The organism is Paraburkholderia caffeinilytica (assembly GCF_003368325.1).
GTDB lineage: Bacteria > Pseudomonadota > Gammaproteobacteria > Burkholderiales > Burkholderiaceae > Paraburkholderia > Paraburkholderia caffeinilytica.
In genome coordinates, this window is record NZ_CP031467.1 from 1,764,047 (window position 1) to 1,790,141 (window position 26,095).

20 protein-coding genes and 1 pseudogene are annotated in these 26,095 nt (G+C 63.2%); 7 read left to right on the top strand and 14 right to left on the bottom strand.

Annotation, left to right across the window (positions count from 1 at the left end; translation table 11 throughout):
- Positions 1 to 176: 176 nt before the first annotated feature.
- Positions 177 to 1,103 carry a tyrosine-protein phosphatase gene (locus DSC91_RS24065; RefSeq protein WP_115781192.1) on the bottom strand — a complete coding sequence of 309 codons (927 nt, stop codon included), beginning with the start codon at positions 1,101 to 1,103 and terminating at the stop codon, positions 177 to 179.
- A gap of 241 nt (positions 1,104 to 1,344) precedes the next feature.
- Between DSC91_RS24065 and DSC91_RS24070 the strand changes: the two genes are divergently transcribed.
- Positions 1,345 to 2,604 (top strand): MFS transporter, encoded by a 1,260-nt coding sequence (locus tag DSC91_RS24070; RefSeq protein WP_115781193.1) that lies wholly within the window; start codon positions 1,345 to 1,347, stop codon positions 2,602 to 2,604.
- Between the two features lie 17 nt (positions 2,605 to 2,621).
- Positions 2,622 to 3,887, top strand: coding sequence for a D-amino acid dehydrogenase (locus tag DSC91_RS24075; RefSeq protein ID WP_115781194.1), 1,266 nt, complete (start codon positions 2,622 to 2,624; stop codon positions 3,885 to 3,887).
- Between the two features lie 92 nt (positions 3,888 to 3,979).
- On the opposite strand, the gene DSC91_RS24080 is transcribed toward DSC91_RS24075, so the two are convergent.
- The 3 genes from DSC91_RS24080 to DSC91_RS24090 form a co-directional block, all read right to left on the bottom strand.
- Positions 3,980 to 5,449, bottom strand: a complete 1,470-nt coding sequence (locus DSC91_RS24080) for a glutamate synthase subunit beta (protein WP_115781195.1) — start codon at positions 5,447 to 5,449, stop codon at positions 3,980 to 3,982.
- Positions 5,450 to 5,582: 133 nt separating this feature from the next.
- On the bottom strand, positions 5,583 to 10,286 hold the full coding sequence (locus tag DSC91_RS24085; protein ID WP_115781196.1) for a glutamate synthase-related protein: 4,704 nt from the start codon (positions 10,284 to 10,286) through the stop codon (positions 5,583 to 5,585).
- A gap of 298 nt (positions 10,287 to 10,584) precedes the next feature.
- Positions 10,585 to 11,292: a transposase gene (locus tag DSC91_RS24090; RefSeq protein ID WP_115781197.1), complete on the bottom strand. Its 708-nt coding sequence runs from the start codon at positions 11,290 to 11,292 to the stop codon at positions 10,585 to 10,587.
- A gap of 187 nt (positions 11,293 to 11,479) precedes the next feature.
- On the opposite strand from DSC91_RS24090, the gene DSC91_RS24095 reads away from it, so the two are divergent.
- A complete protein-coding gene (locus tag DSC91_RS24095; protein ID WP_115781198.1) occupies positions 11,480 to 12,205 on the top strand; it encodes an OmpW/AlkL family protein in 726 nt (241 codons plus the stop codon).
- A gap of 334 nt (positions 12,206 to 12,539) precedes the next feature.
- On the top strand, positions 12,540 to 12,920 hold the full coding sequence (locus DSC91_RS24100) for an ElaB/YgaM/YqjD family protein (RefSeq protein WP_115783472.1): 381 nt from the start codon (positions 12,540 to 12,542) through the stop codon (positions 12,918 to 12,920).
- A gap of 56 nt (positions 12,921 to 12,976) precedes the next feature.
- Here DSC91_RS24100 and DSC91_RS24105 read toward each other — a convergent pair whose 3' ends face one another.
- The 8 genes and pseudogenes from DSC91_RS24105 to pilM all read right to left on the bottom strand — a co-directional run bounded on the left by DSC91_RS24105 (position 12,977) and on the right by pilM (position 20,485).
- Complete coding sequence (locus DSC91_RS24105) at positions 12,977 to 14,179, bottom strand: deoxyguanosinetriphosphate triphosphohydrolase (protein WP_115781199.1); 1,203 nt, start codon at positions 14,177 to 14,179, stop codon at positions 12,977 to 12,979.
- Positions 14,180 to 14,253: 74 nt separating this feature from the next.
- The gene (gene aroB, locus DSC91_RS24110; RefSeq protein WP_425272053.1) at positions 14,254 to 15,330 is read right to left on the bottom strand and encodes a 3-dehydroquinate synthase; all 1,077 of its coding nucleotides are present in this window, start codon (positions 15,328 to 15,330) and stop codon (positions 14,254 to 14,256) included.
- 8 nt (positions 15,331 to 15,338) lie between these two features.
- On the bottom strand, positions 15,339 to 15,890 hold the full coding sequence (locus tag DSC91_RS24115; RefSeq protein ID WP_115781201.1) for a shikimate kinase: 552 nt from the start codon (positions 15,888 to 15,890) through the stop codon (positions 15,339 to 15,341).
- Positions 15,891 to 15,997: 107 nt separating this feature from the next.
- Complete coding sequence (locus tag DSC91_RS24120; RefSeq protein ID WP_115781202.1) at positions 15,998 to 17,605, bottom strand: type IV pilus secretin PilQ; 1,608 nt, start codon at positions 17,603 to 17,605, stop codon at positions 15,998 to 16,000.
- A 97-nt stretch (positions 17,606 to 17,702) separates the two neighbouring features.
- Positions 17,703 to 17,813 (bottom strand): annotated as a pseudogene (locus DSC91_RS38675) (hypothetical protein); the annotation flags it as partial.
- A gap of 28 nt (positions 17,814 to 17,841) precedes the next feature.
- Positions 17,842 to 18,771 (bottom strand): type 4a pilus biogenesis protein PilO, encoded by a 930-nt coding sequence (locus DSC91_RS24130; protein ID WP_115781204.1) that lies wholly within the window; start codon positions 18,769 to 18,771, stop codon positions 17,842 to 17,844.
- On the bottom strand, positions 18,768 to 19,493 hold the full coding sequence (locus tag DSC91_RS24135; RefSeq protein WP_115781205.1) for a fimbrial assembly protein: 726 nt from the start codon (positions 19,491 to 19,493) through the stop codon (positions 18,768 to 18,770). The genes DSC91_RS24130 and DSC91_RS24135 overlap by 4 nt, the downstream gene beginning before the upstream one ends.
- The gene (gene pilM / locus DSC91_RS24140; protein WP_115781206.1) at positions 19,493 to 20,485 is read right to left on the bottom strand and encodes a type IV pilus biogenesis protein PilM; all 993 of its coding nucleotides are present in this window, start codon (positions 20,483 to 20,485) and stop codon (positions 19,493 to 19,495) included. Before pilM ends, DSC91_RS24135 begins: the two co-directional genes overlap by 1 nt.
- A gap of 253 nt (positions 20,486 to 20,738) precedes the next feature.
- Here pilM and DSC91_RS24145 point away from each other — a divergent pair, with 253 nt between their 5' ends.
- Positions 20,739 to 23,138, top strand: a complete 2,400-nt coding sequence (locus tag DSC91_RS24145) for a penicillin-binding protein 1A (RefSeq protein ID WP_115781207.1) — start codon at positions 20,739 to 20,741, stop codon at positions 23,136 to 23,138.
- Positions 23,139 to 23,332: 194 nt separating this feature from the next.
- On the opposite strand, the gene cyaY is transcribed toward DSC91_RS24145, so the two are convergent.
- Complete coding sequence (gene cyaY / locus DSC91_RS24150; RefSeq protein ID WP_115781208.1) at positions 23,333 to 23,650, bottom strand: iron donor protein CyaY; 318 nt, start codon at positions 23,648 to 23,650, stop codon at positions 23,333 to 23,335.
- A 35-nt stretch (positions 23,651 to 23,685) separates the two neighbouring features.
- Between cyaY and lptM the strand changes: the two genes are divergently transcribed.
- Both lptM and lysA read left to right on the top strand, forming a co-directional pair.
- Positions 23,686 to 24,030 carry an LPS translocon maturation chaperone LptM gene (gene lptM, locus DSC91_RS24155; protein ID WP_115781209.1) on the top strand — a complete coding sequence of 115 codons (345 nt, stop codon included), beginning with the start codon at positions 23,686 to 23,688 and terminating at the stop codon, positions 24,028 to 24,030.
- A gap of 9 nt (positions 24,031 to 24,039) precedes the next feature.
- Positions 24,040 to 25,302 carry a diaminopimelate decarboxylase gene (lysA, locus tag DSC91_RS24160; RefSeq protein ID WP_115781210.1) on the top strand — a complete coding sequence of 421 codons (1,263 nt, stop codon included), beginning with the start codon at positions 24,040 to 24,042 and terminating at the stop codon, positions 25,300 to 25,302.
- Between the two features lie 83 nt (positions 25,303 to 25,385).
- On the opposite strand, the gene msrQ is transcribed toward lysA, so the two are convergent.
- Positions 25,386 to 26,093: a protein-methionine-sulfoxide reductase heme-binding subunit MsrQ gene (gene msrQ, locus DSC91_RS24165; protein ID WP_115781211.1), complete on the bottom strand. Its 708-nt coding sequence runs from the start codon at positions 26,091 to 26,093 to the stop codon at positions 25,386 to 25,388.
- Positions 26,094 to 26,095 lie beyond the last annotated feature (2 nt).

Consider the following 26,095-nt stretch of genomic DNA (forward strand, 5'->3'; position numbering starts at 1 on the left):
AGCACGGGCGCTTACACGCCCTTACTGGATGGGCTTTCGTGAGGGTTGTGGCCTTATAGTCGCCCCCGGCAACCTCGATGCCGCCCTTCTCTGTCCGCCCGGTTACTTGGGGCGGACTTTTTTTCGTCCGCACCCGCCGACGTAGTCCGCGCAACACCAGGCGCGGCGAGCGCGCGTCAGACGACCAGGCGGTCGCGCAACGTGTCGATCGTCGCCTGAGATACACCGAGGCCTTGCGTCAGATAGCTCGCCATCGTGCCGTAGCTCGCCTGCACCTGATCGAACCCCGCCTGAAGATAACTTTCCTGGACGCTGAACAAGGGCGACTCGTTCGCGGCGGCCGCGTCACCATTCTGCGCACGCAACGTGGCGATCTGTGCCGCAATCGACTGGGCCAGATAGACGTTGCTCAGCAGATAGTCCTGCATGATGACGTCGAGCGGCACATTGGCGATGCTGAGCAGGAGCGCCGAGACCCAACCGGCGCGATCCTTACCCGCGTTGGAATGAAACAGTTGCGCGCCGGCGCCATTGGCGAGTCGCGTGAGGAGTTCGCCGTAGCCGACGCGCTGGGCGGCGCCGGTGACGTAGCTGCGTGCCTGGGCTTCCATGAACGCGACGGCCGCGCCCGCCGTATCGAACGTTGGCGCAACGAAGTCGCTGACACCCAGGACGTCGAGCGCCTGCGACGTCGCGCCGGTCGGCAGGATATCCGCGATGCGCGCGATTTCGCCGGGCGTGCGCAGATCGTAGACCGAGGCGATGCCGAGTTTGTCGACGGCGGTCGCGTCGGCTGCACTAAGCGTCAGCGCGTTCGCGCGATAAAAGACGCCACGGCGCATCTGCTTGCCGTCGACAGTGGGATAGCCGGCAGCCGCGCCCGCCACGTCGCGAAAGTTGCTCACGGAGGCGAGGCGCGGCGTTTCCGGTTGGTCGGCGTCCAGATTTCCGCCTCCGCAAGCCGACAGCAGCGAACTGCTCATGCCGGACAGCAGCAACACGCTTGCCGAGGATTTCAGGAACGCGCGGCGCGATTGATAGGCCCGCAAAGGCGTGCTCGCGGAGCGGCGGGATGGCGAGCAGGTTTTTGCGATTGCGTGCATTAAAGGTGGTGAGCGCGGGCGTGAGAGGACTTTCGCAGCTCGAGCGCTGCGGGCGCAGTTTAACGGGGAAAAATAATTTTTTGGTTACATCGTAGTAGTTGGTAAGGAACCGGAACGGGATTTCTTACCTTTTCGCCATTTTTGACCACAACTGGCCGCACAACACCCCATCCCCTTAGAATACAAAAACCCCCGATCACGCCGCCGGAAGGCGAAAACCGCCTGGAGACCACAAAAACACATGCCTTCTCTCCAATGGTTCACCGAACTGACCCAGCGCGAACGCCGCACGCTCTACGCTGGCTTCGGCGGCTACGCAGTCGACGCCTTCGACTTCATGATCTACTCATTCCTTATCCCGACGCTGATTGCGACGTGGGGCATGACCAAAAGCGAAGCCGGCATGATCGCGACCAGTTCGCTGATTTCGTCGGCAATCGGCGGCTGGCTCGCGGGTATTCTGGCTGACCGTTACGGACGCGTCCGTGTGCTCCAGTGGACCATCGCCACGTTTGCGATCTTCACCTGCCTGTCAGGCTTCACTCACTCGTTCTGGCAACTGCTCGCCACCCGCACGCTGCAAGGCATCGGCTTCGGCGGCGAATGGTCGGTCGTGACGATCATGATGGCAGAAACGATCCGTTCACCTCAGCATCGCGCGAAAGCCGTCGGCACCGTGCAGAGCAGCTGGTCGTTCGGCTGGGCCGCGGCGGCCATCATCTATTGGGCGTTCTTTGCGTTGCTGCCGGAACAGGTTGCGTGGCGCGCCTGCTTCTGGATCGGCCTGCTGCCCGCGCTGTGGATCTTCTATATCCGGCGCAATGTCAGCGATCCGGACATTTTTCTCGAAACCCGTCGCGCCCGCGAAAGCGGTTTCGATACCTCGCACTTCCTGCAGATTTTCTCCTTCCCCCACCTCAAAACCACCCTGCTAGGCAGCGTGCTCTGCACCGGCATGCTCGGCGGCTATTACGCGATCACCACCTGGCTGCCAACTTATCTGAAAACCGTGCGCCATCTGTCAGTCTTCAACACCAGTGGCTATCTGATCGTGCTGATCGTCGGCTCGTTCACCGGCTATATGGTCGGCGCGATTCTCTGCGACAAGATCGGCCGGCGCGCGTCGTTCATGCTGTTCGCGATCGGCTCGTTCGTGCTCGGCATGGTCTATACGATGCTGCCGGTCACCAACGGCATGATGCTCGCACTCGGCTTCCCGCTCGGTATTGTCGTGCAAGGGATATTCGCGGGCGTCGGCGCGTATCTGTCGGAGCTCTATCCGAACGCGATCCGCGGCTCGGGGCAAGGCTTCTGCTACAACCTGGGCCGCGGTCTCGGCTCGTTCTTTCCGATCCTGGTGGGTACACTGTCGCAAACCATGACGCTTGTTAAGGCGATGGGTATCGTCGCCGGTTCGGGCTATCTGCTGGTGATCGCCGCCGCCGTGTGTCTGCCGGAAACCAAGGGCAAAGTGCTCGGCGCGACCAGCCCGACCGCCTGAAATCGCCGTACACAACCATGAAAACGATTGTTCTGGGCGGCGGCGTCATTGGCGTCGCCACCGCGTTTTACCTGCGCCAGCAAGGCTGCGACGTCACCCTGATCGAGCGTGAGCCGGACGTTGCACTCTCCACCAGCTTCGGCAACGCGGGCGTGATCGCGCCGGGCTATGTCACGCCGTGGGCCGCGCCCGGCATGCCGGCGAAGATTCTCAAGTATCTGTTCGAGCCGGCCTCACCGCTGATTTTCCGCCCCACCCTGGATCCGGCTCAATGGCGTTGGATCGCTCGCTGGCTGCGCGAATGCGACCTCGAACGTTTTCGCGTCAACAAGCAGCGCATGCAACGCATCGCGTATTACAGCCGCGCGTGCCTGCTCGAATTCCGCGGCCGTCACCCGTTCGACTATGGTCGCAGCCAGGGCTATCTGCAATTGTTCCGCAGCGAGTACGACGTCGAGCTTGCGCAACCGGCGCTGGCTGTCTTGCGTGACGCGGGCATCGCGCACCGCGAGGTGAGCGCCGCGCAGTGCGTCGAGATCGAACCGGGTTTGCGCTGGGCGCGCCAGACGCCGCTCTCAGGTCTCTATCTCCCCGACGACGAAGCCGGCGATTGCGCCCGCTTCACCCGCGAATTGCGCGCGATCTGCGAGCGCAACGGCGTGCAGTTTCGCTTCGACACGCGCGCGAGCTCGCTCGACGTGCGAGGCGGTACGGTTCGCGCGGTGCATATCGAGAGCGAACGCGGTAGCGAGACCTTGCAAGCCGATGCGGTAGTGGTGGCACTGGGCGTCGACAGTGCGGCGCTGCTCGCGCCGCTCGGTGTGAAGGTGCCGCTCTACCCGGTCAAAGGCTACTCGGCGACGCTGCCGGTCACCGACGACGAAAAGGCCCCGCATGCGGCACTGATGGACGAGTCGCTGAAAACAGCGATCACGCGCTTCGGCAACAACCTGCGCGTGGCCGGCACCGCGGAGCTCGGCAATCGCCAGACGACCTTGCGCGAGCAGGCCTTGCAGACGCTGATGAAAGTACTCCGCGACTGGTTTCCGCACGCGGCCAATCCGACCTCAGCGCACTTCTGGGTGGGCCGCCGGCCGATGACGCCCGATGGCGCGCCGTTGCTCGGCCCATCCGGCGTGGCCAATCTGTGGCTGAATCTCGGACACGGCTCGACGGGCTGGGCGATGTCGATGGGCTCGGGCCGGGTGGTTGCAGATCTGATCACGCAGCGCACGCCGGAGATCGATCTGGAAGGGCTGACGTTGGCGCGCTATCGGAAATAAGCGCGAGCCGACGTTAAAAAGCCGGGTCACCCTCTCGGGTTCCCGGCTTTGTTTTTTACCGCTTTGTTGTCTCCACCTCGTCCTCAGAGACGTTAGCGCGGCAGTTCTGAATGCCCCATCAGGAACGCGTCGACCGACCGTGCGCACTGACGGCCTTCGCGGATTGCCCACACCACCAGCGACTGGCCGCGGCGCATATCGCCCGCGGTGAAGACCTTGTCCACCGACGTGTAATACGCCTTGTCGCCTTCAGTCGAGGCGCGCACGTTGCCGCGCGCATCCTTGTCGACGCCGAACGCTTCGAGCACCGGCGACACCGGTTGCGTGAAGCCCATGGCCAGCAGCACCAGATCAGCCTTCATTTCGAATTCGGAACCCGGCACTTCCTGCATCTTGCCGTCCTTCCATTCGACGCGCGCGGCGATCAGCTTTTCGACCTTGCCGTTCTTGCCTTCGAGGCGCTTGGTGGCGACCGCCCAATCACGCGAGCAGCCTTCGTCGTGCGACGACGACGTGCGCAGCTTGATCGGCCAGTACGGCCACACGAGCGGCTTGTTCTCTTCTTCCGGCGGTTGCGGCAACAGTTCGAATTGCGTGACGCTCTTCGCGCCATGACGGTTCGACGTACCGACGCAGTCCGAACCCGTATCGCCGCCGCCGATCACGACCACGTGCTTGCCCTTGGCGAGCAACTGGTTCGCGACCTTGTCGCCGGCGTTGACCTTGTTCTGCTGCGGCAGGAATTCCATCGCGTAGTGGATGCCTTCCAGCTCACGGCCGGGCACCGGCAGATCGCGCGGCGTTTCCGAACCGCCGGCGATCACCACCGCGTCGAACTGTTCTTTCAGTTCGGCCGGTGTGATGGTTTCCTTCGCGGTGTTGCCGATGTAGGCCGGCAGAGAATCCGCCTTGCCGACGAACACGTTGGCGCGGAACGTCACGCCTTCAGCTTCCATCTGGCGCATGCGGCGGTCGATCAGCCACTTCTCCAGCTTGAAGTCAGGGATGCCGTAACGCAGCAAGCCGCCGATTCGGTCGTTCTTTTCGAACACGGTGACATCGTGCCCCGCGCGCGCAAGTTGCTGCGCAACGGCCAAACCGGCGGGGCCGGAACCGACCACCGCGACCTTCTTGCCGGTCTTGTGCTTCGACGGCAGCGGCGCGACCCAACCTTCGGCCCACGCTTTGTCGATGATCGCGTGTTCGATCGACTTGATGCCGACCGGGTCGTTGTTGATGCCGAGCGTACATGCTGCTTCGCACGGCGCCGGGCAGATGCGGCCCGTGAACTCGGGGAAGTTGTTCGTCGAGTGCAGCACTTCGATCGCGTTCTTCCAGTCCTGATGGAACACCAGGTCGTTGAAGTCCGGGATGATATTGTTCACCGGGCAGCCGTTGTTGCAGAACGGAATGCCGCAGTCCATGCAACGCGCGCCTTGAATCTTCGCTTCGTCGTCGGTCAATGCCGCGACGAATTCCTTGTAGTGCTTCACACGCGTGAGCGGAGCTTCGTACGCCTCGTGGCGGCGCTCGAACTCGAGAAAACCGGTTGCCTTGCCCATGTGGTTCTCTTCTCTATCTGTATCAGGTGAGGTGATCTACACCCGCCGCGTCGAAATTTCGATAGTCGAGCGCGGCGGGTACGGCTAAGTGTGACGTCTCTGCGGGTCGAACCGCTGGCGGGCCACGGGCGGATTAGGCGGCGAGCACTTCCTTGTTCGCCTTCTTCGCGGCCATCTCGCCCAGTGCGCGCTTGTATTCGGTCGGGAACACCTTCACGAATTGACGGCGCGACGCATCCCAGTTTTCGAGCAGCGCCTTTGCACGCGGCGAACCCGTGAACTGGAAGTGACGTTCGATGAGACCCTTGAGCAGGGCTTCATCGGTCGTGCCGCTGTGCCACAAGCCCTTGTCGACCGTGCGTTCCTGTTCGGCCTGTTGCAGAACCGGATCGAGCGCGACCATCGACTTGTTGCACTTGCCCGCGAACGTGCCGTCCGGGTCGTACACGTAAGCGATACCGCCCGACATGCCGGCCGCGAAGTTGCGGCCCGTTTCGCCGAGCACGATCACCGTGCCGCCCGTCATGTATTCGCAACCGTGGTCGCCCGTGCCTTCGACAACCGCCGTCGCACCGGAGTTACGCACGCAGAAACGCTCGCCGGCCACGCCGCGGAAGAACGACTCGCCTTCAATCGCGCCGTACATCACCGTGTTGCCGCAGATGATGTTTTCTTCCGACTTGCCGCGGAAATCGTTCGTAGGACGGATGATGATGCGGCCGCCCGACAGGCCCTTGCCGACGTAGTCGTTGCCGTCGCCGACCAGATCCAGCGTGATGCCCTTGGCGAGGAACGCGCCGAAGCTCTGACCCGCGGTGCCCTTCAACTGGATATGGATCGCGTCGTCGGGCAAGCCGTCGTGGCCATACTTCTTGGCGATCGTTCCGGACAGCATCGCGCCGACCGTACGGTTCACGTTACGCACCGGCTGGATGAACGAGACGTGCTCGCCCTTGTCGATTGCAGCCTTCGCCTTCTCGATCAGCGTGTGGTCAAGCGCCTTGTCGAGACCGTGATCCTGCACGTCGACATGCTTGCGCGCCACTTCCGCCGACACCTGCGGCAGATAGAACACGCGCGAGAAGTCGAGACCCTTCGCCTTCCAGTGCTCGATGCCCTTCTTCATGTCGAGCAGCTCGGCATGGCCGATCAGATCGTCGAACTTGCGGATACCGAGTTGCGCCATGATTTCGCGCGCTTCTTCCGCAACGAAGAAGAAGAAGTTCACGACGTGTTCCGGCTGGCCCTGGAACTTCGCGCGCAGCACCGGATCTTGCGTCGCGACGCCGACCGGGCAGGTGTTCAGGTGACACTTGCGCATCATGATGCAGCCTTCGACGACGAGCGGCGCCGTCGCGAAGCCGAATTCGTCCGCGCCGAGCAGCGCGCCGATCACCACGTCGCGGCCGGTCTTCATCTGACCGTCGGCCTGCACGCGGATACGGCCGCGCAACTGGTTCAGCACCAGCGTCTGCTGCGTTTCGGCCAGACCGAGTTCCCACGGCGTGCCGGCATGCTTCACGGACGACAGCGGCGATGCGCCCGTACCGCCGTCATGGCCGGCGATCACGACGTGATCGGCCTTCGCCTTGGCGACACCCGCAGCCACCGTACCCACGCCCGATTCCGACACCAGCTTGACCGACACGCTGGCCGCCGAGTTGGCGTTCTTCAGGTCGTGAATCAGCTGCGCCAGATCTTCGATCGAGTAGATGTCGTGGTGCGGCGGCGGCGAGATCAGGCCGACACCCGGCACCGAGTAACGCAGCTTGCCGATGTATTCCGACACCTTGTGGCCCGGCAGCTGACCGCCTTCGCCCGGCTTAGCACCTTGCGCCATCTTGATCTGGATCTGATCGGCCGAGGCGAGGTATTCCGCCGTCACGCCGAAACGGCCCGACGCCACCTGCTTGATCTTCGAGCGCAGCGAATCGCCTTCTTTCAGCGGAATATCGACGATCACTTCGTCGCCGATCACGGACTTCATGGTGTCGCCGTTCTTGATCGGAATGCCGCGCAGTTCGTTGCGATAACGGTTCACGTCCTCGCCGCCTTCGCCGGTGTTCGACTTGCCGCCGATGCGGTTCATCGCGACAGCCAGCGTGGCGTGGGCTTCGGTCGAGATCGAGCCCAGCGACATGGCGCCGGTGGCGAAACGCTTGACGATTTCCTTCGCCGATTCCACTTCGTCGAGCGGGATCGCCTTGGTCGGATCGAACTTGAATTCGAACAGGCCGCGGAACGTCATGTGGCGCCTGGTCTGGTCATTGATCAGATGCGCGTATTCCTTGTACGTCTGGTACGAGTTGCTGCGCGCCGAGTGTTGCAGCTTGGCGATCGCATCCGGCGTCCACATATGTTCTTCGCCGCGCACGCGATAGGCGTACTCGCCGCCCGCATCGAGCATGGTCGCGAGCACCGGGTTGTCGCCGAACGCATCGCGATGCAGACGGATCGCTTCTTCCGCGACGTCGAACAGGCCGATGCCGCCGACCTTCGACGACGTGCCCTTGAAGTACTTCGACACCAGGTCTTCAGCAAGGCCGACCGCTTCGAAAATCTGCGCGCCGGTGTACGACATGTAGGTCGAAATGCCCATCTTCGACATGACCTTCTGCAGGCCCTTGCCGACTGCCTTGGTGAAGTTGTACACCGCCTTTTCCGCCGACAGGTCGCCCTTCAGACCCGCTGCGAGCTGGCCGAGCGTTTCCATCGCGAGGTACGGGTGCACGGCTTCCGCGCCGTAGCCCGCGAGCAACGCGAAGTGGTGCGTTTCACGCGCCGAGCCGGTTTCCACGACGAGACCCGCGCTCGTGCGCAGACCATGCTGAACGAGGTGCGTGTGGATCGCGGCGGTGGCGAGCAACGCCGGAATCGCGACGTTGTCGCGGTCGGTCTTGCGGTCCGACACGATCAGCATGTTGTAGCCGGACTTGACCGCATCCACGGCTTCCGCGCACAGCGAGGCCAGACGCGCTTCAATACCTTCCTTGCCCCAGGCCACCGGATAGCAGATGTTCAGTTCGTACGAGCTGAACTTGCCGCCCGTGTACTGATCGATCGCGCGGATCTTGGCGATGTCCTTGAAGTCGAGCACCGGCTGCGACACTTCGAGACGCATCGGCGGGTTGATGTTGTTCGTGTCCAGCAGGTTCGGCTTCGGACCGACGAACGACACCAGCGACATCACCATGTTTTCACGGATCGGGTCGATCGGCGGGTTCGTGACTTGCGCGAACAACTGCTTGAAGTAGTGATAGAGCGTCTTGTTCTTGTTGGACATGACGGCCAGCGGCGAGTCGTTGCCCATCGAGCCGACGGCCTCTTCACCCGCTTGCGCCATCGGCGCCATCAGGAACTTGAGGTCTTCCTGCGTGTAGCCGAACGCCTGCTGGCGATCCAGCAAGGCAGCGGCTTCGCGGCGTTCCGTCACGACGTCTTCGGCCTTCGGCTCGATTTCGTCGAGCTTGATCCGGACCGCATCGATCCAGCTCTTGTACGGCTTGGCGTTCGCGAGGTTGTCCTTCAATTCCTTGTCGTCGATGATGCGGCCGTGTTCCATGTCGATCAGGAACATCTTGCCCGGCTGCAGACGCCACTTCTTGACGATCTTCGACTCGGGAATCGGCAGTGTGCCCGCTTCCGACGCCATGATGACGAGGTCGTCGTCCGTGACGATGTAGCGCGCCGGACGCAGACCGTTACGGTCGAGCGTCGCGCCGATCTGACGGCCATCTGTGAAGGCGATCGCGGCGGGGCCGTCCCACGGCTCCATCATCGCGGCGTGATATTCGTAGAACGCGCGGCGGTTGTCGTCCATCAGCGTGTGCTGTTCCCACGCTTCCGGGATCATCATCATCACGGCGTGGACGAGCGGGTAGCCGGCCATCACCAGCAGTTCGAGACAGTTGTCGAACGATGCCGTGTCGGATTGGCCCGGGTAGATCAGCGGCCACAGCTTCGGCAGATCGTCGCCGAGCACGTGCGACGCGATCGCGCCGGTACGGGCGTTCAGCCAGTTGACGTTGCCTTTCACCGTGTTGATCTCGCCGTTGTGGGCGATCATGCGGTACGGGTGAGCCAGTTCCCAAGCCGGGAACGTGTTGGTCGAGAAGCGCTGGTGCACCAGCGCCAGCGCCGACACCGTGCGCTCGTCCTGCAGGTCGCGGTAGTACACCCCAACCTGGCCGGCCAGCAGCAGGCCCTTGTAGACGACCGTGCGCGCCGAGCACGACGGCACGAAGTATTCCTTGCCGTGCTGGAGCTTGAGCGCCTGGATGCGGTGGCTCGCGGTCTTGCGGATCACGTACAGCTTCCGCTCGAGCGCGTCCGTCACCATGATGTCCTTGCCGCGGCCGATGAAAATCTGGCGGATCAGCGGCTCGCTCGCCTTGACGGTAGGCGAAATCGGCATGGTGTGGTCGACCGGCACGTCGCGCCAGCCCAGCACGACCTGGCCTTCGGCCTTCACCGTGCGCTCCAGTTCCTGTTCGCAGGCGAGACGCGACGCGTGCTCCTTCGGCAGGAACACCATGCCGACGCCATATTCGCCGTGCGGCGGCAACACCACGCCCTGCCTGGCCATTTCCTCACGATAGAAACCGTCCGGGATCTGGATCAGGATGCCCGCGCCGTCGCCCATCAGCGGATCGGCGCCGACGGCGCCCCGGTGGTCGAGGTTTTCGAGAATCTTCAGGCCTTGCTCGATGATCTCGTGGCTTTTCTTGCCCTTGATATGAGCAACGAAGCCGACGCCGCAGGCGTCATGTTCATTTTGCGGGTCGTACAGACCTTGCGCGGCGGGAACCGGGTGAGTCGGTTGCTGGTGGTCGTTCATGGGGACACCGTCTGTGAGGGGCCGGACAGGCCGTTAAAACCGTTTTTCTATTGCCGCAGTGCGCACCGCAACCGCGTCGGCGACTCGGTACGCTCGAATGCTGCGCGTGCCAAAAAGTGCCGGAATTCGGAATATACGCGACGAATCAATGGAATAGCAAATAAAACGTGATGGTCGATCCCCAATTATCAAATTGGTGCATTGCGGCTATTTTTTATTGGTTCCACATCAAAAAGGTGCAAAAGAAAACGGCATGCGAAGATGCCGTTCCGGGTGCAGCCCTTTGATATGAAACGCTTTATTGCGTTTGCGGCGTTTCGCGCACCTTGCGTGGCCGGCCGCGCGGCAGCGGTGAAACGCGCCGGTTGGCGGCCCGTGCCGCCCATTCACGGTAGGTGTCGCTGCCCAAAACCCAGCCTTTCAAGGTGGCCTGCTGAAGCTGGCTGGCTTCGCGTTCGTCGAGCGGCTGCTCGCACAACTCCCGGTAAGCGCGCTGTCGCTCGAACGGCGTGTTGCCGAGCGACCAGTACAACGGGTGATCGGTAATCAGGCTATCGAGCGTGAGGCCGATGTGATGACGGTAGCTCGACCAGCGGTAGTCTTCCGGCACGCTCACGAGCCCGGCGCGCACCGGACACATCTCGACGACCCGGCTCGCGAGCAGGAAGTAACGCTCGCCTTCGATCACCGTGGCACGGTAGCGCCCCTCCCACAAGGTGCCGCGGCGTGCGTAACGCCGGTTGAAGTGCGCAACGTAGCGGCGTCCCACCGCCTGCATCGCCTTCGGCAGGCTCGACTCTTCAGTCGGCGTGACGAGCAGTTGCACAGCGCCGGGCATCAGCGCATACGCGTGGATGGACAAGTGATGGTCGCGTGAAGCCGCTTTCAGACAGTCGATGAAAAGCTCGTAGTCCTGGTCGTCAACGAATGCGGGCTGCTGATCGAGTCCGCGGAGGATGACGTGCTGCGGCTGGTCAGGGACATAGAGACGTGCAAGCCGTGCCATGCTGGAGTATCCAATAGTCGCGTTGGTACATACCCGAAGGTCCGAAGAACCGCGTACGCCCAGGGTTCGGCGCGGCGCGGCTAAGCCAGAAACCGCGCGGAGCCTAGGGAGAAAGCTCTAACCGCCGCGTATGGTTTGTTTCAAACGTTGTAGTCATAATGAGCGGGCCTTTTTTGGAGGAGCACATATGAAATTAAAACAGGCCGTAACGGGGATCGCGGCGCTTGCCTGCATGACAACGGCAGCACACGCGCAATCGGCCGGTAGCTTTTTCGTCACGTCAGGCTGGTTCCATCTTGCGCCTCAATCGAGCAGCGAACCGTTGAAGGTGACAAGCATCGGCGGCAGCCCGACCAACATCACCGAAGCCAACACCGGCGCAACACTCAGTTCAGCCGACACTCTCGGCTTCACTGCTGGCTACTTCGTCACAGATCACATCGCAGCCGAGTTCGTGATTGGCGTCCCGCCTTCGTTCGACCTGGAAGGCTCGGGCAGCCTCGCCCAATTCGGCAAGCTGGGTCAGGCAAAACAATGGAGCCCGACTCTGCTGTTCAAGTACTACTTCAATGCTCCGACTGCCACTTTCCGCCCGTATCTCGGTCTCGGTGTGAGCCGCATCTGGTTCACGGACGAAAAGATCACCAACGGCGTATTCGAGGCAAACGTTCTGCATGGTCCGACCAGTGTCTCCACGGATAGTTCGTGGGAGCCGGTATTTAATGCGGGTTTCACCTATGCGTTCAACCAGCACTGGTTCGCGGGCGTCTCGGTTTCGTACCTGCCGCTCAGCACGACCGCCAAGCTGAACACCGCCGCAAGCACCCCGGTCGGCACGCTGAATGTGCAATCGCAAACCAAGATCAAGCTGAACCCGATCGTTACCTACGTCAACATCGGTTACCGTTTCTAACGCGTCACGAAATTGGGGCCGTTTAGTTAGGGTAGTCGAATTTTCGCGGCTTGGACAACGCTGTCATCTATCCAATGACGGCGTTTTTCAGTTTGTGCGCGCCGAAGGGCCTTTGCGTCGTGTAGAGCTCACCTGACGGGCTGGCGCGAGCATTTGTAAATTTGACCAGCAACCGGGTCAACCCGTGCAATATCTGCTGAGGAATGGGGGCCGCGCCACGTTGCACGGGGGCTGCGGGTTTGGCACCGAAGTTGCGCTCTCGAGGTGTCTCCTGCTGGCAACGTGTGTCTGCGTGACGGCGTGGGACTTTTTCATCCTCATCGACGGAGCGATCATGACAACACTTCCGAACACGCGAGACGCCCTCGGCGAATCCTGGACCACCACCAGCCGCCGCGCGCGGCGTATCGCTCGCCATAGCCGGCATGCGGCCGAAGATATCGCTGGTGAACTGCGCACCCTGATGTCGGAACTCGAATCCACCCTGGCGGACGGCACCCAGGCCGACGCGGCGGCGTTGCGCGGCAAACTGCGCAAGCAGCTCGACACGGCACGCGACCGCCTGAACGACACCCGTGAGGCCATGCGCGAACGCGCTGAAGTGGCGATCGCCGACGCCGACGACTACGTGCATGAAAACCCTTGGCAAACGATCGCGATCGTCGGCGGCGTTGCGCTGATCGCGGGCGCGCTGTTTGCGTCACGGCTGCGCTAGGCGGGCTGCGCCAGGCGTGGAAGCAGGGAGAAGGGCTGCCGCCGGCGCGAACCCGTTCAGTTGTCGTCGATCACAAACAGCCGCTGATACTCCTTCACGGCGTATCGATCGGTCATGCCCGCGATGTAATGCGCGATCAGGCGCGGTTGCTGCGACGCGTCCGCCGATTGATAGCCGGGCGGCAATAGTCGCGGATCTTCGGTGAACGCATCGAACAGACCGGCCACGACGCGGCGCGCCTTATTGGCCATGCGCATCACGCGGTAGTGACGGTACAGGTTTTTGAACAGAAAACGCTTGAGCGCGGCCGCCTGCGCGGCGATTGTTTCGCTATGCGCGACCAGCGGCGGTGCGGCGCGCACTGCCTCCAGCGAGGCCGGCGCGTGGCTTGCAAGATTGAGTGAGGTCGTATCGATCAGGTCGACGATCAACGTATTGATGATGCGGCGCACCGTTTCGTGAATCAGCCGGCGCCCCTCGATCTGTGGAAAGTCGCCACGCGCCGCCGCATAGTGCGTCTGCCATAACTCGACTTCGGCGAGCTGCTCCACCGTGAGCAAGCCGGAGCGCAAGCCGTCGTCGACGTCGTGGTTGTTGTAGGCAATTTCATCGGCGACATTGGCGATCTGCGCTTCGATGGAAGGCTGCCGCCCCTCCAGAAAACGCTCGCCGAGCGCGCCGAGCCGCCGCGCGTTCTCGCGCGAGCAGTGCTTGAGAATCCCCTCCCGCGTTTCGAAGCAGAGATTCAGGCCATTGAACGCACCGTAGTGCTCCTCCAGATCGTCGACCACCGCCAGGCTTTGCAGGTTGTGCTCGAAGCCGCCGTGTTCCCGCATGCATTCGTTCAACGCATCCTGGCCCGCGTGGCCGAACGGCGTATGACCGAGATCGTGCGCGAGCGAAATGGCTTCTACAAGGTCTTCATTGACGCGCAGGTTGCGAGCCACCGAACGGGCGATCTGCGCGACTTCCAGGCTATGGGTGAGTCGCGTGCGAAACAGATCGCCCTCGTGATTCACGAATACCTGCGTTTTGTATTCAAGCCGGCGGAACGCCGTCGAATGAACGATACGGTCGCGATCGCGCTGGAATTCGGTGCGCGCGCTAGGCGCGGCTTCGGGATAGCGGCGGCCGCGCGATTGAGCGGAATGCGCCGCATACGGCGCGAGATGCGCTTCGAGTGCTTCCTGCGACGGCACGCCGCTCACGGGCGTGCCTGCCGGATCATGCTTTACTTCGTCGCTGCGCCTGTCAGTCACCGGACTCTCCGAAACATGGGCGGCGCCTCGTGACGCTCGTGCGTGCTGCCTTGCTGCGAAGCTACCGGGTCGGTCTAGACCGCGGCGGCCAGCGTGGCGTGCACCTCGGCGTCGGGTGCCTGGGTGATTAGCGTCTCACCGAAACGCTTCAGCAGAATGAATTTGATCGCGCCGGCCTCCGCCTTCTTGTCGACCCGCATGAGATCGACATAGCGCGAATCGCCGAGCGCAGGCGCCCGGGTGGGCAGATGCGCTGCCACGATCACGTCGACCAGACGCTTGCGCGCGGTTTCGTCGAGATAACCCATGCGCACGGACAGATCAGCCGCCATCGCCATCCCGCAGCCGACCGCCTCGCCATGCAGCCATTCGCCGTAGCCGAGTCCTGCTTCGATCGCATGGCCGAAGGTGTGGCCGAAATTGAGGATCGCGCGCAATCCGCCTTCGCGCTCGTCCTGCGCCACGACCGACGCCTTGATCTCGCACGACCGCTTGACCGCCTCGGCCAGCGCTTCGGGCTCGCAGCGATTGAGCGCCTCGACATTCGCTTCGATCCAGCTGAAGAAACCGGCATCGGCAATCGCGCCGGTCTTGATCACTTCGGCGACGCCCGCAGCCAGTTCGCGCGCCGGCAGCGTGCGCAGCGCGCCAATGTCGGCGATCACGGCTTGCGGCTGATAGAACGCGCCGATCATGTTCTTGCCGAGCGGGTGGTTGATGCCCGTCTTGCCGCCCACCGACGAATCCACCTGCGACAGCAAGGTAGTCGGCACCTGGATGAACGGCACGCCGCGCATGTAGCAGGCCGCGGCAAACCCCGTCATGTCGCCGATCACGCCGCCGCCCAAGGCAATCAGCGTGGTCTTGCGATCGGCGCGCGAGCCTAGCAGTGCGTCGAAAATCAGGTTCAGGGTGTCGAGGTTCTTGTACGCTTCACCGTCCGGCAAGACGACCGTGGAGACTTGCTTGCCGAGCGGCGCCAGCGCGGCGCGCAGCGTGTCGCCGTAGAGCGGATCGACCGTGGTATTCGTGACGATGGTGACCGAACTGCCGGCGATATGCGGCGCGAACAACGCGGTCTGGCCGATCAGATCGGCACCGATATGGATGGGGTAGGCGCGCTCGCCCAGTTCGACATTGACGGTAATCATACGGTCCATTATGACGCAGGATGTTTGGCGACGCCGACCATCTCGAGCTGCATCAGAACCATGTTGACGAGTCCGTTGACCGATGGCCGGCCGGTTTCGATCACGAAGTGCGCGCATTCCCGGTATAGCGGATCGCGCACTTCGTAGAGCGCCTCCAGGCGCGCTTTGGGATCTTCGGTCTGCAAAAGCGGGCGATTCTTGTCGCGCCGGGTGCGCAGCCACAGATCGTGCGGATTGGCGCGCAAGTAGATCACCACGCCCCGACTTTGCAGCGCTTCGCGGTTTTCTGGCCGCAGCACCGCGCCGCCGCCTGTGGCCAGCACGATATTGTCGCGCGCGGTCAGGTCGGAAATCACGTGCGCTTCGCGATCGCGAAAGCCCGCTTCGCCTTCCAGCTCGAAGATCACCGGGATGCGCGCACCCGTACGCGCCTCGATTTCATGGTCGGAATCGAAGAACGGGCGATCGAGACGGCGCGCAATGGCCCGGCCCACGGTGGTTTTGCCTGCCCCCATGAGCCCTACAAAAAATACGTTGGCGTGTGCGTCCCGCGCTTGCAACGGTGTCCCTCTGGCTAATCCGGTATGGTTCGTGCCGCAGCTTACTGGCAAAGCGGCTGCCTTGTCGAGCCTGCAGGCCGCCGCTGGATGGCGGCGGCAGCGTGCCCCTAATTTGTCTGAACGACGCGCGGCGTGATGAAAACAGCCAGTTCACTGCGCTGGTCCCGATGGGCCCGATGGCGGAAAAGCGCACCCAAAACCGGTATTTTGCCCAGGACAGGCACTCGCGTCACATCGTCCCGGTTGTCAGTTGCGTAAATTCCGCCGATCGACACCGTACCACCATCCTCGACTTCGACGCGCGTTTGCACGTGCTTGGTGTTGATCGCGGGCCCGGCGTCGGTCTGCTCGCCGACGCTGTCCTTGGCGACGTCGAGGTCCAGCACCACTCTGCCGTCCGGCATGATTTGCGGCTCGACCTCCAGTTTGAGCGTGGCGCGGCGAAACTGCACGCCCGACACGCCCTGTCCCACTTTCGCCTGATAGGGCAGCTCGGTGCCCTGCTCGACAACCGCTTTCATCCGATCCGCCGTCACGACCCGAGGGCTCGAGACGATTTCACCGCGCCCTTCGGCCTCCAGCGCGCTCAGCTCGATGTTCAGGAGCCGCGTCGCGCCGGCGGCGAACAAGGTCAGCCCGGCCGTGGCGGCGTCGAAACCGGAAATCGGCCGCGCCGACAGATCGTACACGGCACCGTCCTTGCCTCCGGTCAAGCCTCGCGCAGTGCCGTCGGCGTTGACAGCCGCCATGGAAAGCCGCACACCGAGATTGCGCGAAAACCCATGCTCACCCTCGACGATACGCGCCTCGATCAATACCTGGCGGGTCGGCCGGTCGATGGAAGCAAGCAATGTCGTGATCTGCGCGAGTCGTCCTTCGAGATCGGTGACGAACAGCAGATTGGTGCGCGGATCGGCAGTCGCGGCACCGCGTTTGGACAGCACGCGCTGGTTTCCGGCGCCGGTCAGCAGACGCCGCACGTCTTCGGCGCGCGCGTAGTGCAGCTCGAATGTGCGGCTTGCGAGCGGCTCGAGATCGGCGGCACGGGCGTGCGCTTCGAAACGCTGCCGTTCACGCGCGGCCAGATCCGTGATCGGCGCGACCCAGATCACGTTGCCGTGGCGTTCCATCGCGAGTCCGTTGACGTCGAGCAAGGTATCGAACGCGGTACGCCACGGCACCTTGTCGAGCCGGAGTGAGACAGCGCCGCGCACCCTCTCGCTCGCGACGATGTTCAGGCCGGTGAACTGGGCGAACGCGCCAAGCACCGCACCGAGTTCCGCGCGCTGGAAGTTAAGCGAGATCGGCTTGTCGTCGGCGGCGAGTTTGGCGTCGGCGGGTGTTTTCGGGGCGCCGCTCAGTCTCGCAAGCGGTGGCAGCGGGACCGGAGGGCCTTCGAGCGCCGAGGTTCCGGTGGGGTCGTCGCGCGCCGAGGCTGCGGATTGCCTCCGTAGCGGCACTGAGCCGTCGGTGTCGCCGGCCGGGTCGTCGGTGCTTCCGATGCCGGCGGTTGCTGCCCTTCGCGACACGCCAGTGTCAGCGGCGGAGTCATCCAAGGAATTGTCGTGGAACGGATTCGGCACTTCGGCAGCGATGCCGCGTGGTAGCGGCGGCACGTCGTATCGAGCATCGGGCGGCGCAGTGGCATCGTCGATCGGCATGTATGTGGGCAGCGGCGGGGGCGATGCGTGCGCGATGCCGACGCTTATCGCCATGCTCACGACCAGACTGCGAGCCGGGTTGCGAACCGGGTTACGAATCCCGCTGCAAGCCAGGCTGCGAACCGGATTGCGAATCCCGCTGCGAGCCGGGTTACGAATCCCGCTGCAAGCCAGGCTGCGAACCGCGGTCCCACGCATACTTCCAGACAAGCCGCGACATACGCCAAAACCTGAACACACTCGAATGCCGGCCCGCGAGACAGCGACGCCGAACGCCTTCATCAGCCTCATCAGGACGCCTCCGTCAGTGCCAGCGTGCGCGTCGCGCCGCCATTGGCCAGCGTGATGCTGAGCGCGTCGAGCCGCGTGACCCGTTCGGCACCGAATTGTTGCCCAGACACGACCGTGGCGGCGCCGTCCGGCGTATCGAGCAAGGCAAGTCCATGTGTGCGATCGTGCAGCACGCCGACCAGGCGCAGTTGCGAAGCATCCGGCTGCTGCTCGCCGGATGCGAGCATCTGCGGAAGCGAGAACGGGTCGAAAAACACGATGTCTTCTTCGTCGTCCGAATCGAGGCTTTCATCGGCAAACGCGTCCGCCGTCGCGGTTAATGGCATCGGCATCGGCTTAAGCGCACCGAATACGCGCAGCGTCGCCCTCACCGCTAGCGAACCGGCATCGCGCTTGACCGTCACGTCGACGGGCACGATCAGCACCGGCAGATCAGCCAGGCCGCGCAGAAATGCCATCAGGTGGACGAAATCGGTATGCGCGGTGAGCTGGACAGGACGCATGCTGTCAACACCCGAGCCGCTAGTGGCGCCCGGCTCTACCGAAAGCAACGAGACGCCATTCTGCGCCGCGAGTTCGGACACGATCCGCACGTCGTCCGCAGAGGTCCATGATGCAGGCAACTGCGCGCCCGGTGCGGCCGCAGCTTCCTTGCGCAGCGCTGGCAATTGCGACAGCGCACGGCGCGCATCCGCGAGATGCCGCGTGGCCGCCTCCAGTGCCGTGCGGCTCGCCTCGACTCCGCCGAAATCGGCCACAACCCAGCCATGCGCGCCAAGTCCGAATACCAGCGCAGCGATCAGTAGCGCGACCAGCCAACGGCGCCGACGACTCCAGGCAGCGAGCGGCAGGCGCACACCCTTGGTCCACTGGGAAAAAGAAAGCCGCGCGCTCGCCGCGCCGCCGAACTCGGCAAAAGTCGTGCTCATTTCGTACCTCCTGATTGTTCAGATTTCATGAGACGTTGCGCCGCCGGGCCGAACGCAGAGGCCGTTTTCTTTGGCGGGTCGTCCCAGCGCAGATGCGCTCCGAATTCGATCGGACCGGTCACGCCGGCCGCCGCAACCGCGCCGCTGCGTGACGCCGAGGGATGCAGGTCGCTCACCTCGGCGCCCCTCACGCCGCGGATCGCACTCAAGCGTTTGAGCCACTCCGCCGACGCGATGTGTCCACGCGAGGTCGCGAGCAATTCCGTCTCATGCTCGCGCTGCCGCAACTGCTGCAACACCACGCCGTCACCGGGTTCGAAACTCAATGCATCCAGCAAATCGCGCAGATGCATAAGCGGTTCGGACAGGTTCATCGCACGCGCCATGCCTTTGCGTTGTTCGTCCTGCACCCGCAGCAACCTGGCGTGCTCCGCGAGCGGCACAGTCATTTCCGCGAGCGATCGTTCGATCGATGCGCGTTGCGCATCGAGCCGCGCCCTTTCGAATGCCTGCCACCCGACCAACGCGAGCACGGCCGCAAAACCGGCAAGCGCGGCGGCAAACCATTCGAGCAGACGCCGCCGGCGCGCGAGCCGCGCATTGCGTTGCCTGTACGGCAGCAGATTGAAGCCGCCGAGCCACGGTCGTGCAAAGCGTGCGCCACGCGTAGAAGCACGCCTATTCGGGCCCGCCGGATCGAGACGAAGAGATAAGCCGCGCATCATTCGAGTACGCCGCGCAACGCAAGTCCGAATGCGACTGCGGCGGCGGGCTCGTGCAACAGCGGATCGCGCAGTTGACGTGCAAGCGCAGCAAGCGCCGCGCATTCGAACGGCAACACAGTGCAGCCCAACACGTCAGCGATATCCGCAATCGAAAAACCCACGCCGTCGAGCAGATCGACTTCGCCGCTCAACAACGCGCAGTCGAGTACGGGGCCGTGGACGAGATCGCGCAACGCGTCGGCGAGATCGGCATGTTCGGGAGCCGGGTAGCGCATTTCGCCGACCAGGCAGTCGTCGACGATGCGCCAGCCATACACGCCGTCCGTACCGATCCAGAGCGCGACGTACGGGTCGTGCGGATCGAGTTCGTGACTCGCCGCGTAGCGCATTGCGCGTAGAGCCGCATGCGGCTCGCCGTCGATCGCGGTGAGCGAGATACCGGCGGTCGCGGCGCATTCGATACGCGCTTCGAGATGCTGGCGCGCGGTTGCGGCGATCGTCACCGAACGAATGGGTGAACGCGTTTCGTCGACGAACCAGTCGACCGCCAACGCATGCCGCTCGAGTCCTGCGATGCGCTCGACTTCGCTCATCACCGCCGGCTCGAGTTCGGCAAGCTCATGCCCGCCGTCTCCCGCGCAACCGGCGAGCGCGGCGAGCCGCGTGAGCGGCACGGTAGTGGTCAGCGTGGCCGAAGCGGGCAATGCCATCGCGCACCGCAATGCATGTGTCGCACACGCGCGCGGCAGTCCCGCGAATGCGTCGCGCAAGGCACGCGCCACCGCGTGCCGGTCGGCGATCTCTGTGCCGGCCATCGCGCCCGTGCCGAGCGGCACGGTGCTCGCATGTTCGATATGCAGCGCGGCACGGGCGCGCGAATGCTGACTCACCACGATCAGCCGCACGGCCTGCGAACCCACATCGATTCCCGCAGCAAAACGCTGCGCGCCGAGTTGCACACCTTGAAGCCACGAACTTTTGAACGCCATCACGCCCTCCCTCAGACTCACGCGACGAACCATTCGAACGCGAGTAACGAGGGAGGATTGTGCTTAGGCGCGCCGCTGCGCGACACTCAGCCGAATGGCTAACGTTGCGCGACGTGCGCCCTGCACGTCATCAAAGCGTCTACAGTGAAGTCATTCCCGCGCGACGTGCAGACTTGTCAAGAACTGTCAGTAAGCATGCCGAAAGCTGAAAAGCGAGGCGGCTATAATCGCGGGACTGTTTTTTGGTGCCCATATGCAATCCACGTCTCCTACGTCCCCGCCGCCCGCGCCGCAGAAGCGCAAGCGCCCCCTGTGGCTCAAGCTGATCATCGGCTTTGTGGGTCTGATCGTCGCAGGCATCCTGTGCGTGCTGCTGGTGCTCGGTTATGCGTTGGTCGTGGCAACGCCGAACCTGCCGTCGCTCGAAGCGCTGACCGACTACCGGCCGAAGGTGCCATTACGCATCTATACCGCCGACCACGTGCTGATCGGCGAATTCGGCGAAGAGCGGCGCGACATCGTCCATATTCAGGACGTGCCCGACAGCCTGAAGAAAGCGGTGCTGGCGATCGAAGACGCGCGCTTCTACGATCACGGCGGCGTCGACCTCACAGGCATCGCGCGAGCCGGTATCGTCGCGCTGACCAACGGCCATGCCACGCAAGGCGCCAGCACGATCACCATGCAGGTGGCGCGCAACTTCTTCCTCTCGAGTGAGAAGACCTACACGCGAAAAATCTACGAGATGCTGCTCGCGTACAAGATCGAGTCGAAGCTGACAAAAGATCAGATTCTCGAGGTGTACATGAATCAGATCTATCTTGGTCAGCGCGCATATGGTTTCGCGAGCGCAGCGCGCGTGTACTTCGGGAAAGATCTGAAGGACCTGACCCTGGCGGAATCGGCGATGCTGGCGGGTTTGCCGAAGGCGCCATCCGCTTATAACCCGGTGGTCAATCCGAAGCGCGCGAAGATCCGCCAGGAGTACATCCTGCAGCGCATGTACGAATTGCACTACATCACTCAGGAACAATACGACGAGGCAAGCAGGCAGCGGCTGGTCGTCAAGGGCGCGGGCAAGGAGTTCAGCGTACACGCGGAGTACGTCGCGGAAATGGTGCGGCAGATGATGTACGCGCAGTATCGCGAAGAAGCGTATACGCGCGGCCTGAACGTCGTGACCACCATCGACTCCGCCGATCAGGACGTCGCTTACCGGGCGCTGCGCAAAGGTCTGATGGACTACGAACGGCGCCACGGCTATCGCGGCCCGGAAGCGTTCATCGATTTGCCGTCCGATGCGGACGACCGCGAACAGGCCATCGACGACGCGTTGCTCGAGCATCCCGACAACGGCGAAATCATCGCCGCGGTGGTCACGGCGGCGAGCCCGAAGCAGGTGCAGGCCACCTTCATCGACGGCAACGTCGCGACCATTCAGGGCGACGGCCTGCGCTTCGCGCAGTTCGCGCTCGGCACGCGCGCGCAGCCGAATCAACGCGTACGGCCTGGCGCGATCATTCGCGTCGTGAAGGATGACGACGGCAACTGGTCGATCACGCAGTTGCCGCAAGTGGAAGGCGCATTTGTTTCGGTGGTGCCGCAGGATGGCGCGATTCGTGCGCTGGTCGGCGGTTTCGACTTCAACAAGAACAAGTTCAACCACGTGACCCAGGCGTGGCGCCAGCCGGGTTCGAGCTTCAAGCCGTTCATCTATTCGGCCTCGCTCGAAAAGGGACTCGGACCGGCCACGGTGATCAACGATGCGCCGCTCTTTTTTAGCGCCGCGGAGACGGGCGGCCAGGCGTGGGAGCCAAAGAACTACGGTGGCGGTTTCGATGGTCCGATGACCATGCGCACCGCACTGCAGAAGTCGAAGAACCTCGTGTCGATTCGCATCCTGAACCACATCGGCACCAAGTACGCGCAGCAATACATCACGCGTTTCGGCTTCGACGCGGATCGTCACCCGGCCTATCTGCCGATGGCGCTCGGCGCGGGTCTCGTCACACCCTTGCAGATGGCGGGCGCATTCTCGGTGTTTGCTAACGGTGGCTATCGCATCAACCCCTATTTGATCGCTGAAGTCACCGATCAGCGCGGCATCGTCGTAGCGCACGCGCAACCGCTGATCGCCGAGCAGAGTGCGCCGCACGCGATCGAACCGCGTAACGCGTACGTGATGAACAGCCTGCTGCAAAGCGTCGCGCAACGGGGTACGGGCGCGAAGAGCAACGTGCTCAAGCGTACCGACCTCGGCGGCAAGACCGGCACGACCAACGATTCGCGCGATGCGTGGTTCGCCGGCTATCAGCACACGCTCACGGCGATTGCGTGGATCGGCTACGACAACCCGCGCAGCCTCGGCGACAAGGAAACCGGCGGCGGCCTCGCGTTGCCGGTGTGGATCGAGTACATGGCGCGTGCACTGAAGGGTGTGCCGGACTACAAGATGCCGATGCCCGACGGTGTGACCGAGGTCGGCTCAGAACTGTATTTCGACGACTTCACGCCGGGCCACGGTTTCGTCGCCACGGTCGGCGTCAGTCAGGCAGCGCTGGATGCCGAGGCAAGCGGCGCGTCCACGGCAGCGCCCGAGCAAGTCGGCGAGCAGGAAAAGCAGGACATCATGAATCTGTTCCGCGGGCACTAAAGACGCGCTCAGAAAAGACGGCAAAGTCCGCCCGAAAAAGAAAATCGCCGCGCTCGATTCGCGGCGGTTTTCTTTTGAGCGGTCGCGTCGGCGGTCGCTTGAGCAAGCGACCCGTCCGGCGATCGCATCATCGGCTGCTTCAGCGGTTCCCCAAGCGGTCCCTCCCGAATCCCATTCAGGAAGGAACGGGCGCTTTACGCTTCGAAGTGAACCGGCTCGCCGGCCTGCTGCGTCGCGTACTCCGACAGCGCGGCAAAAAACTCCGTGCCGCTGCGCGTATCGCGCCATTCACCGTCGATGAAACGGAAGTGGAAACCACCTGCTTTCGCGGCGATCCAGATCTCGCTCATCGGCGGCTGCAGGTTGACGATGATCTTCGAGCGGTTCTCGAATTCGAGGGTCAGGACATTGCCGCTGCGATCGAGTTCGATGTCGGCTTCCGTGTCGTCGAGCGCGCGTTCGATGGCGGCTAGCGCGGCTTCCGCGCGGGTCAGGTATTCACTATCGGACATGCTAAACTCCATCGATTATTTATTCAGGGACAGTCATGCGAGTCGTATCTCGGATGCGCGCGGCGGTGCCCGGCCGCGCGATTGTAGCGGGTTTAGCCATTCTCGCAGGTTGTGCACTTGCCGGCTGCGGCCAACGCGGTTCGCTCTATTTGCCCACTGTGCCGCCGCTGCCGGCCAAGCCGGTTGATCGCACACAACCGCCGTCGCCGGATCAGGTGAAATCGGGCACGGGAACCCCCTCCACGACGACTGAGGTGCCGGATACGTCTGGCGCACCGCTCTCGTTGTCGCCGGAAAGCGAACTCGCCGCACCGCCCTCCGCTGCCGCGTCCGCCGCTACGCCTGCGCAGCCTGCCTCCGCCGTCACTCCCGCTCAATAAGACTTTCGCATGACTCGATCCGCATTTGACTACGTCGACGGCGTGTTCCACGCCGAGGGCGTGTCCGCCGTCTCACTCGCCGAACAGTTCGGCACGCCGCTGTATGTCTATTCGCGCGCCGCGCTCACCGAAGCGTGGAACGCCTACGCAGGCGCTTGCGCCGGCCGCCGCGCAACCGTGCACGTCGCCGTCAAGGCCAATAGCAATCTCGCGGTGCTGAACGTATTCGCTCGCCTCGGCGCGGGCTTCGACATCGTGTCGGGCGGCGAACTGGCGCGCGTGCTGGCCGCCGGCGGTAAAGCGGAGAACACCGTGTTTTCCGGCGTCGGCAAGCATGCGGACGAGATGCGTCAGGCGCTCGCGGCCGGCGTCAAATGCTTCAACGTCGAATCGATTCCCGAGCTCGACCGCCTGAATGCGGTGGCGGCGGAAATGGGCAAAAAGGCACCCGTCTCGCTGCGCGTGAATCCGGACGTCGATGCGAAAACGCATCCGTATATTTCCACCGGACTGAAGTCGAACAAATTCGGCGTCGCGTTCGAAGATGCACGCGCGACGTATCGGGCCGCCGCGGCAATGACACATCTCGACGTGGTCGGCATCGACTGCCATATCGGTTCGCAGATCACTGAAGTCGCGCCGTATCTGGACGCGGTCGACAAGGTTCTCGAACTGGTCGAGCAGATCGAACAGGACGGCGTGAAGATTCGCCACATCGACGTAGGTGGCGGCCTCGGCATCACGTACGACGACGAAACGCCGCCGGAAATCGGCGACTTCGTGCGCACCGTGCTGGATCGCATCGAAGCGCGCGGTCATGGGCATCGTGAAGTGTATTTCGAGCCGGGCCGTTCGCTGGTCGGCAACGCAGGTGTGCTATTGACGCGCGTTGAGTTTCTGAAGCCCGGTGCGGAAAAGAACTTCGCCATCGTCGATGCGGCGATGACCGATCTCGCGCGCCCCGCGATGTACGAGGCGTATCACGCGATCGAAGCTGTCGTTAAGCACAACGTGCCCGCTCATGTGTACGACGTGGTCGGCCCGGTTTGCGAAAGCGGCGACTGGCTGGGTCGTGAGCGTCTGCTGGCGGTCGAACCGGGCGATCTGCTCGCGATTCGCTCGGCTGGCGCGTATGGCTTTGTGATGAGCTCGAACTACAACACCCGTCCGCGTGCAGCCGAGGTGATGGTTGATGGTACACAGGTGCACGTGGTCCGTGCACGCGAAGAGGTGAAGCAGCTGTTTGCGGGCGAAACGATCTTGCCGGCGTAAACGTCAGAGCTTGGAACCTTCGATAAAAAAGGCGATGCAACTACGGCATCGCCTTTTTTCATTTACGCGCCGTACCGGGTGGTTCAGTGCGACTTTAACGTCCGCTCGCGCAGCCAGACGAGCAAACGCCACCCTAACAACGCGACCATGATCGCGCCGTATAGCCTCGGCAAAATCAGGTCGTGCTTGCCCGCCTTCATCCACCAGAAGTGCAGGATCGCGAGCCCGCCGATCGCATAGATCGCGCGATGCAGCGCCTGCCAGCGGCGTCCGAGTTTGCGCACCATCGCCCGCGGCGACGTAACGGCCAACGCGATCAGCAGCACGAACGCCGCGAAGCCCACCGTGATGAACGGCCGCTTGCCGATGTCCTTGAGAATCGCGGCCACGTCGAACCACTTGTCGAACCACAGGTACGTGGTGAAGTGAAGCGTCGCATAGAAGAACGTAAAAAGACCGAGCATCCGGCGAAACCTCGCCAACGCCGTAACGCCGGTCAATCGACGCAACGGCGTCACGGCCAGCGTGATGCAAAGAAAGACGAGCGTCCACAGACCCGTCGAGCGCGTGATGAACTCGATCGGATTCGCGCCCAGCCGGTCAGTCATGCCGAACAGCACGATGCGCGCGAGCGGATACCACGCCAACATAAACACCGCGATCTTTGCGGGTACGATCCAGCGCGCGCCGCTTGGGGGGCGTTTCGCAGTAGCAGCGGGGTGCACTGCCTGCCGCGCCCTGTGGTCGGTTTGCGTAGCGGTTCGAGCAACAGGTTGAGTATCGGAAGCCATAG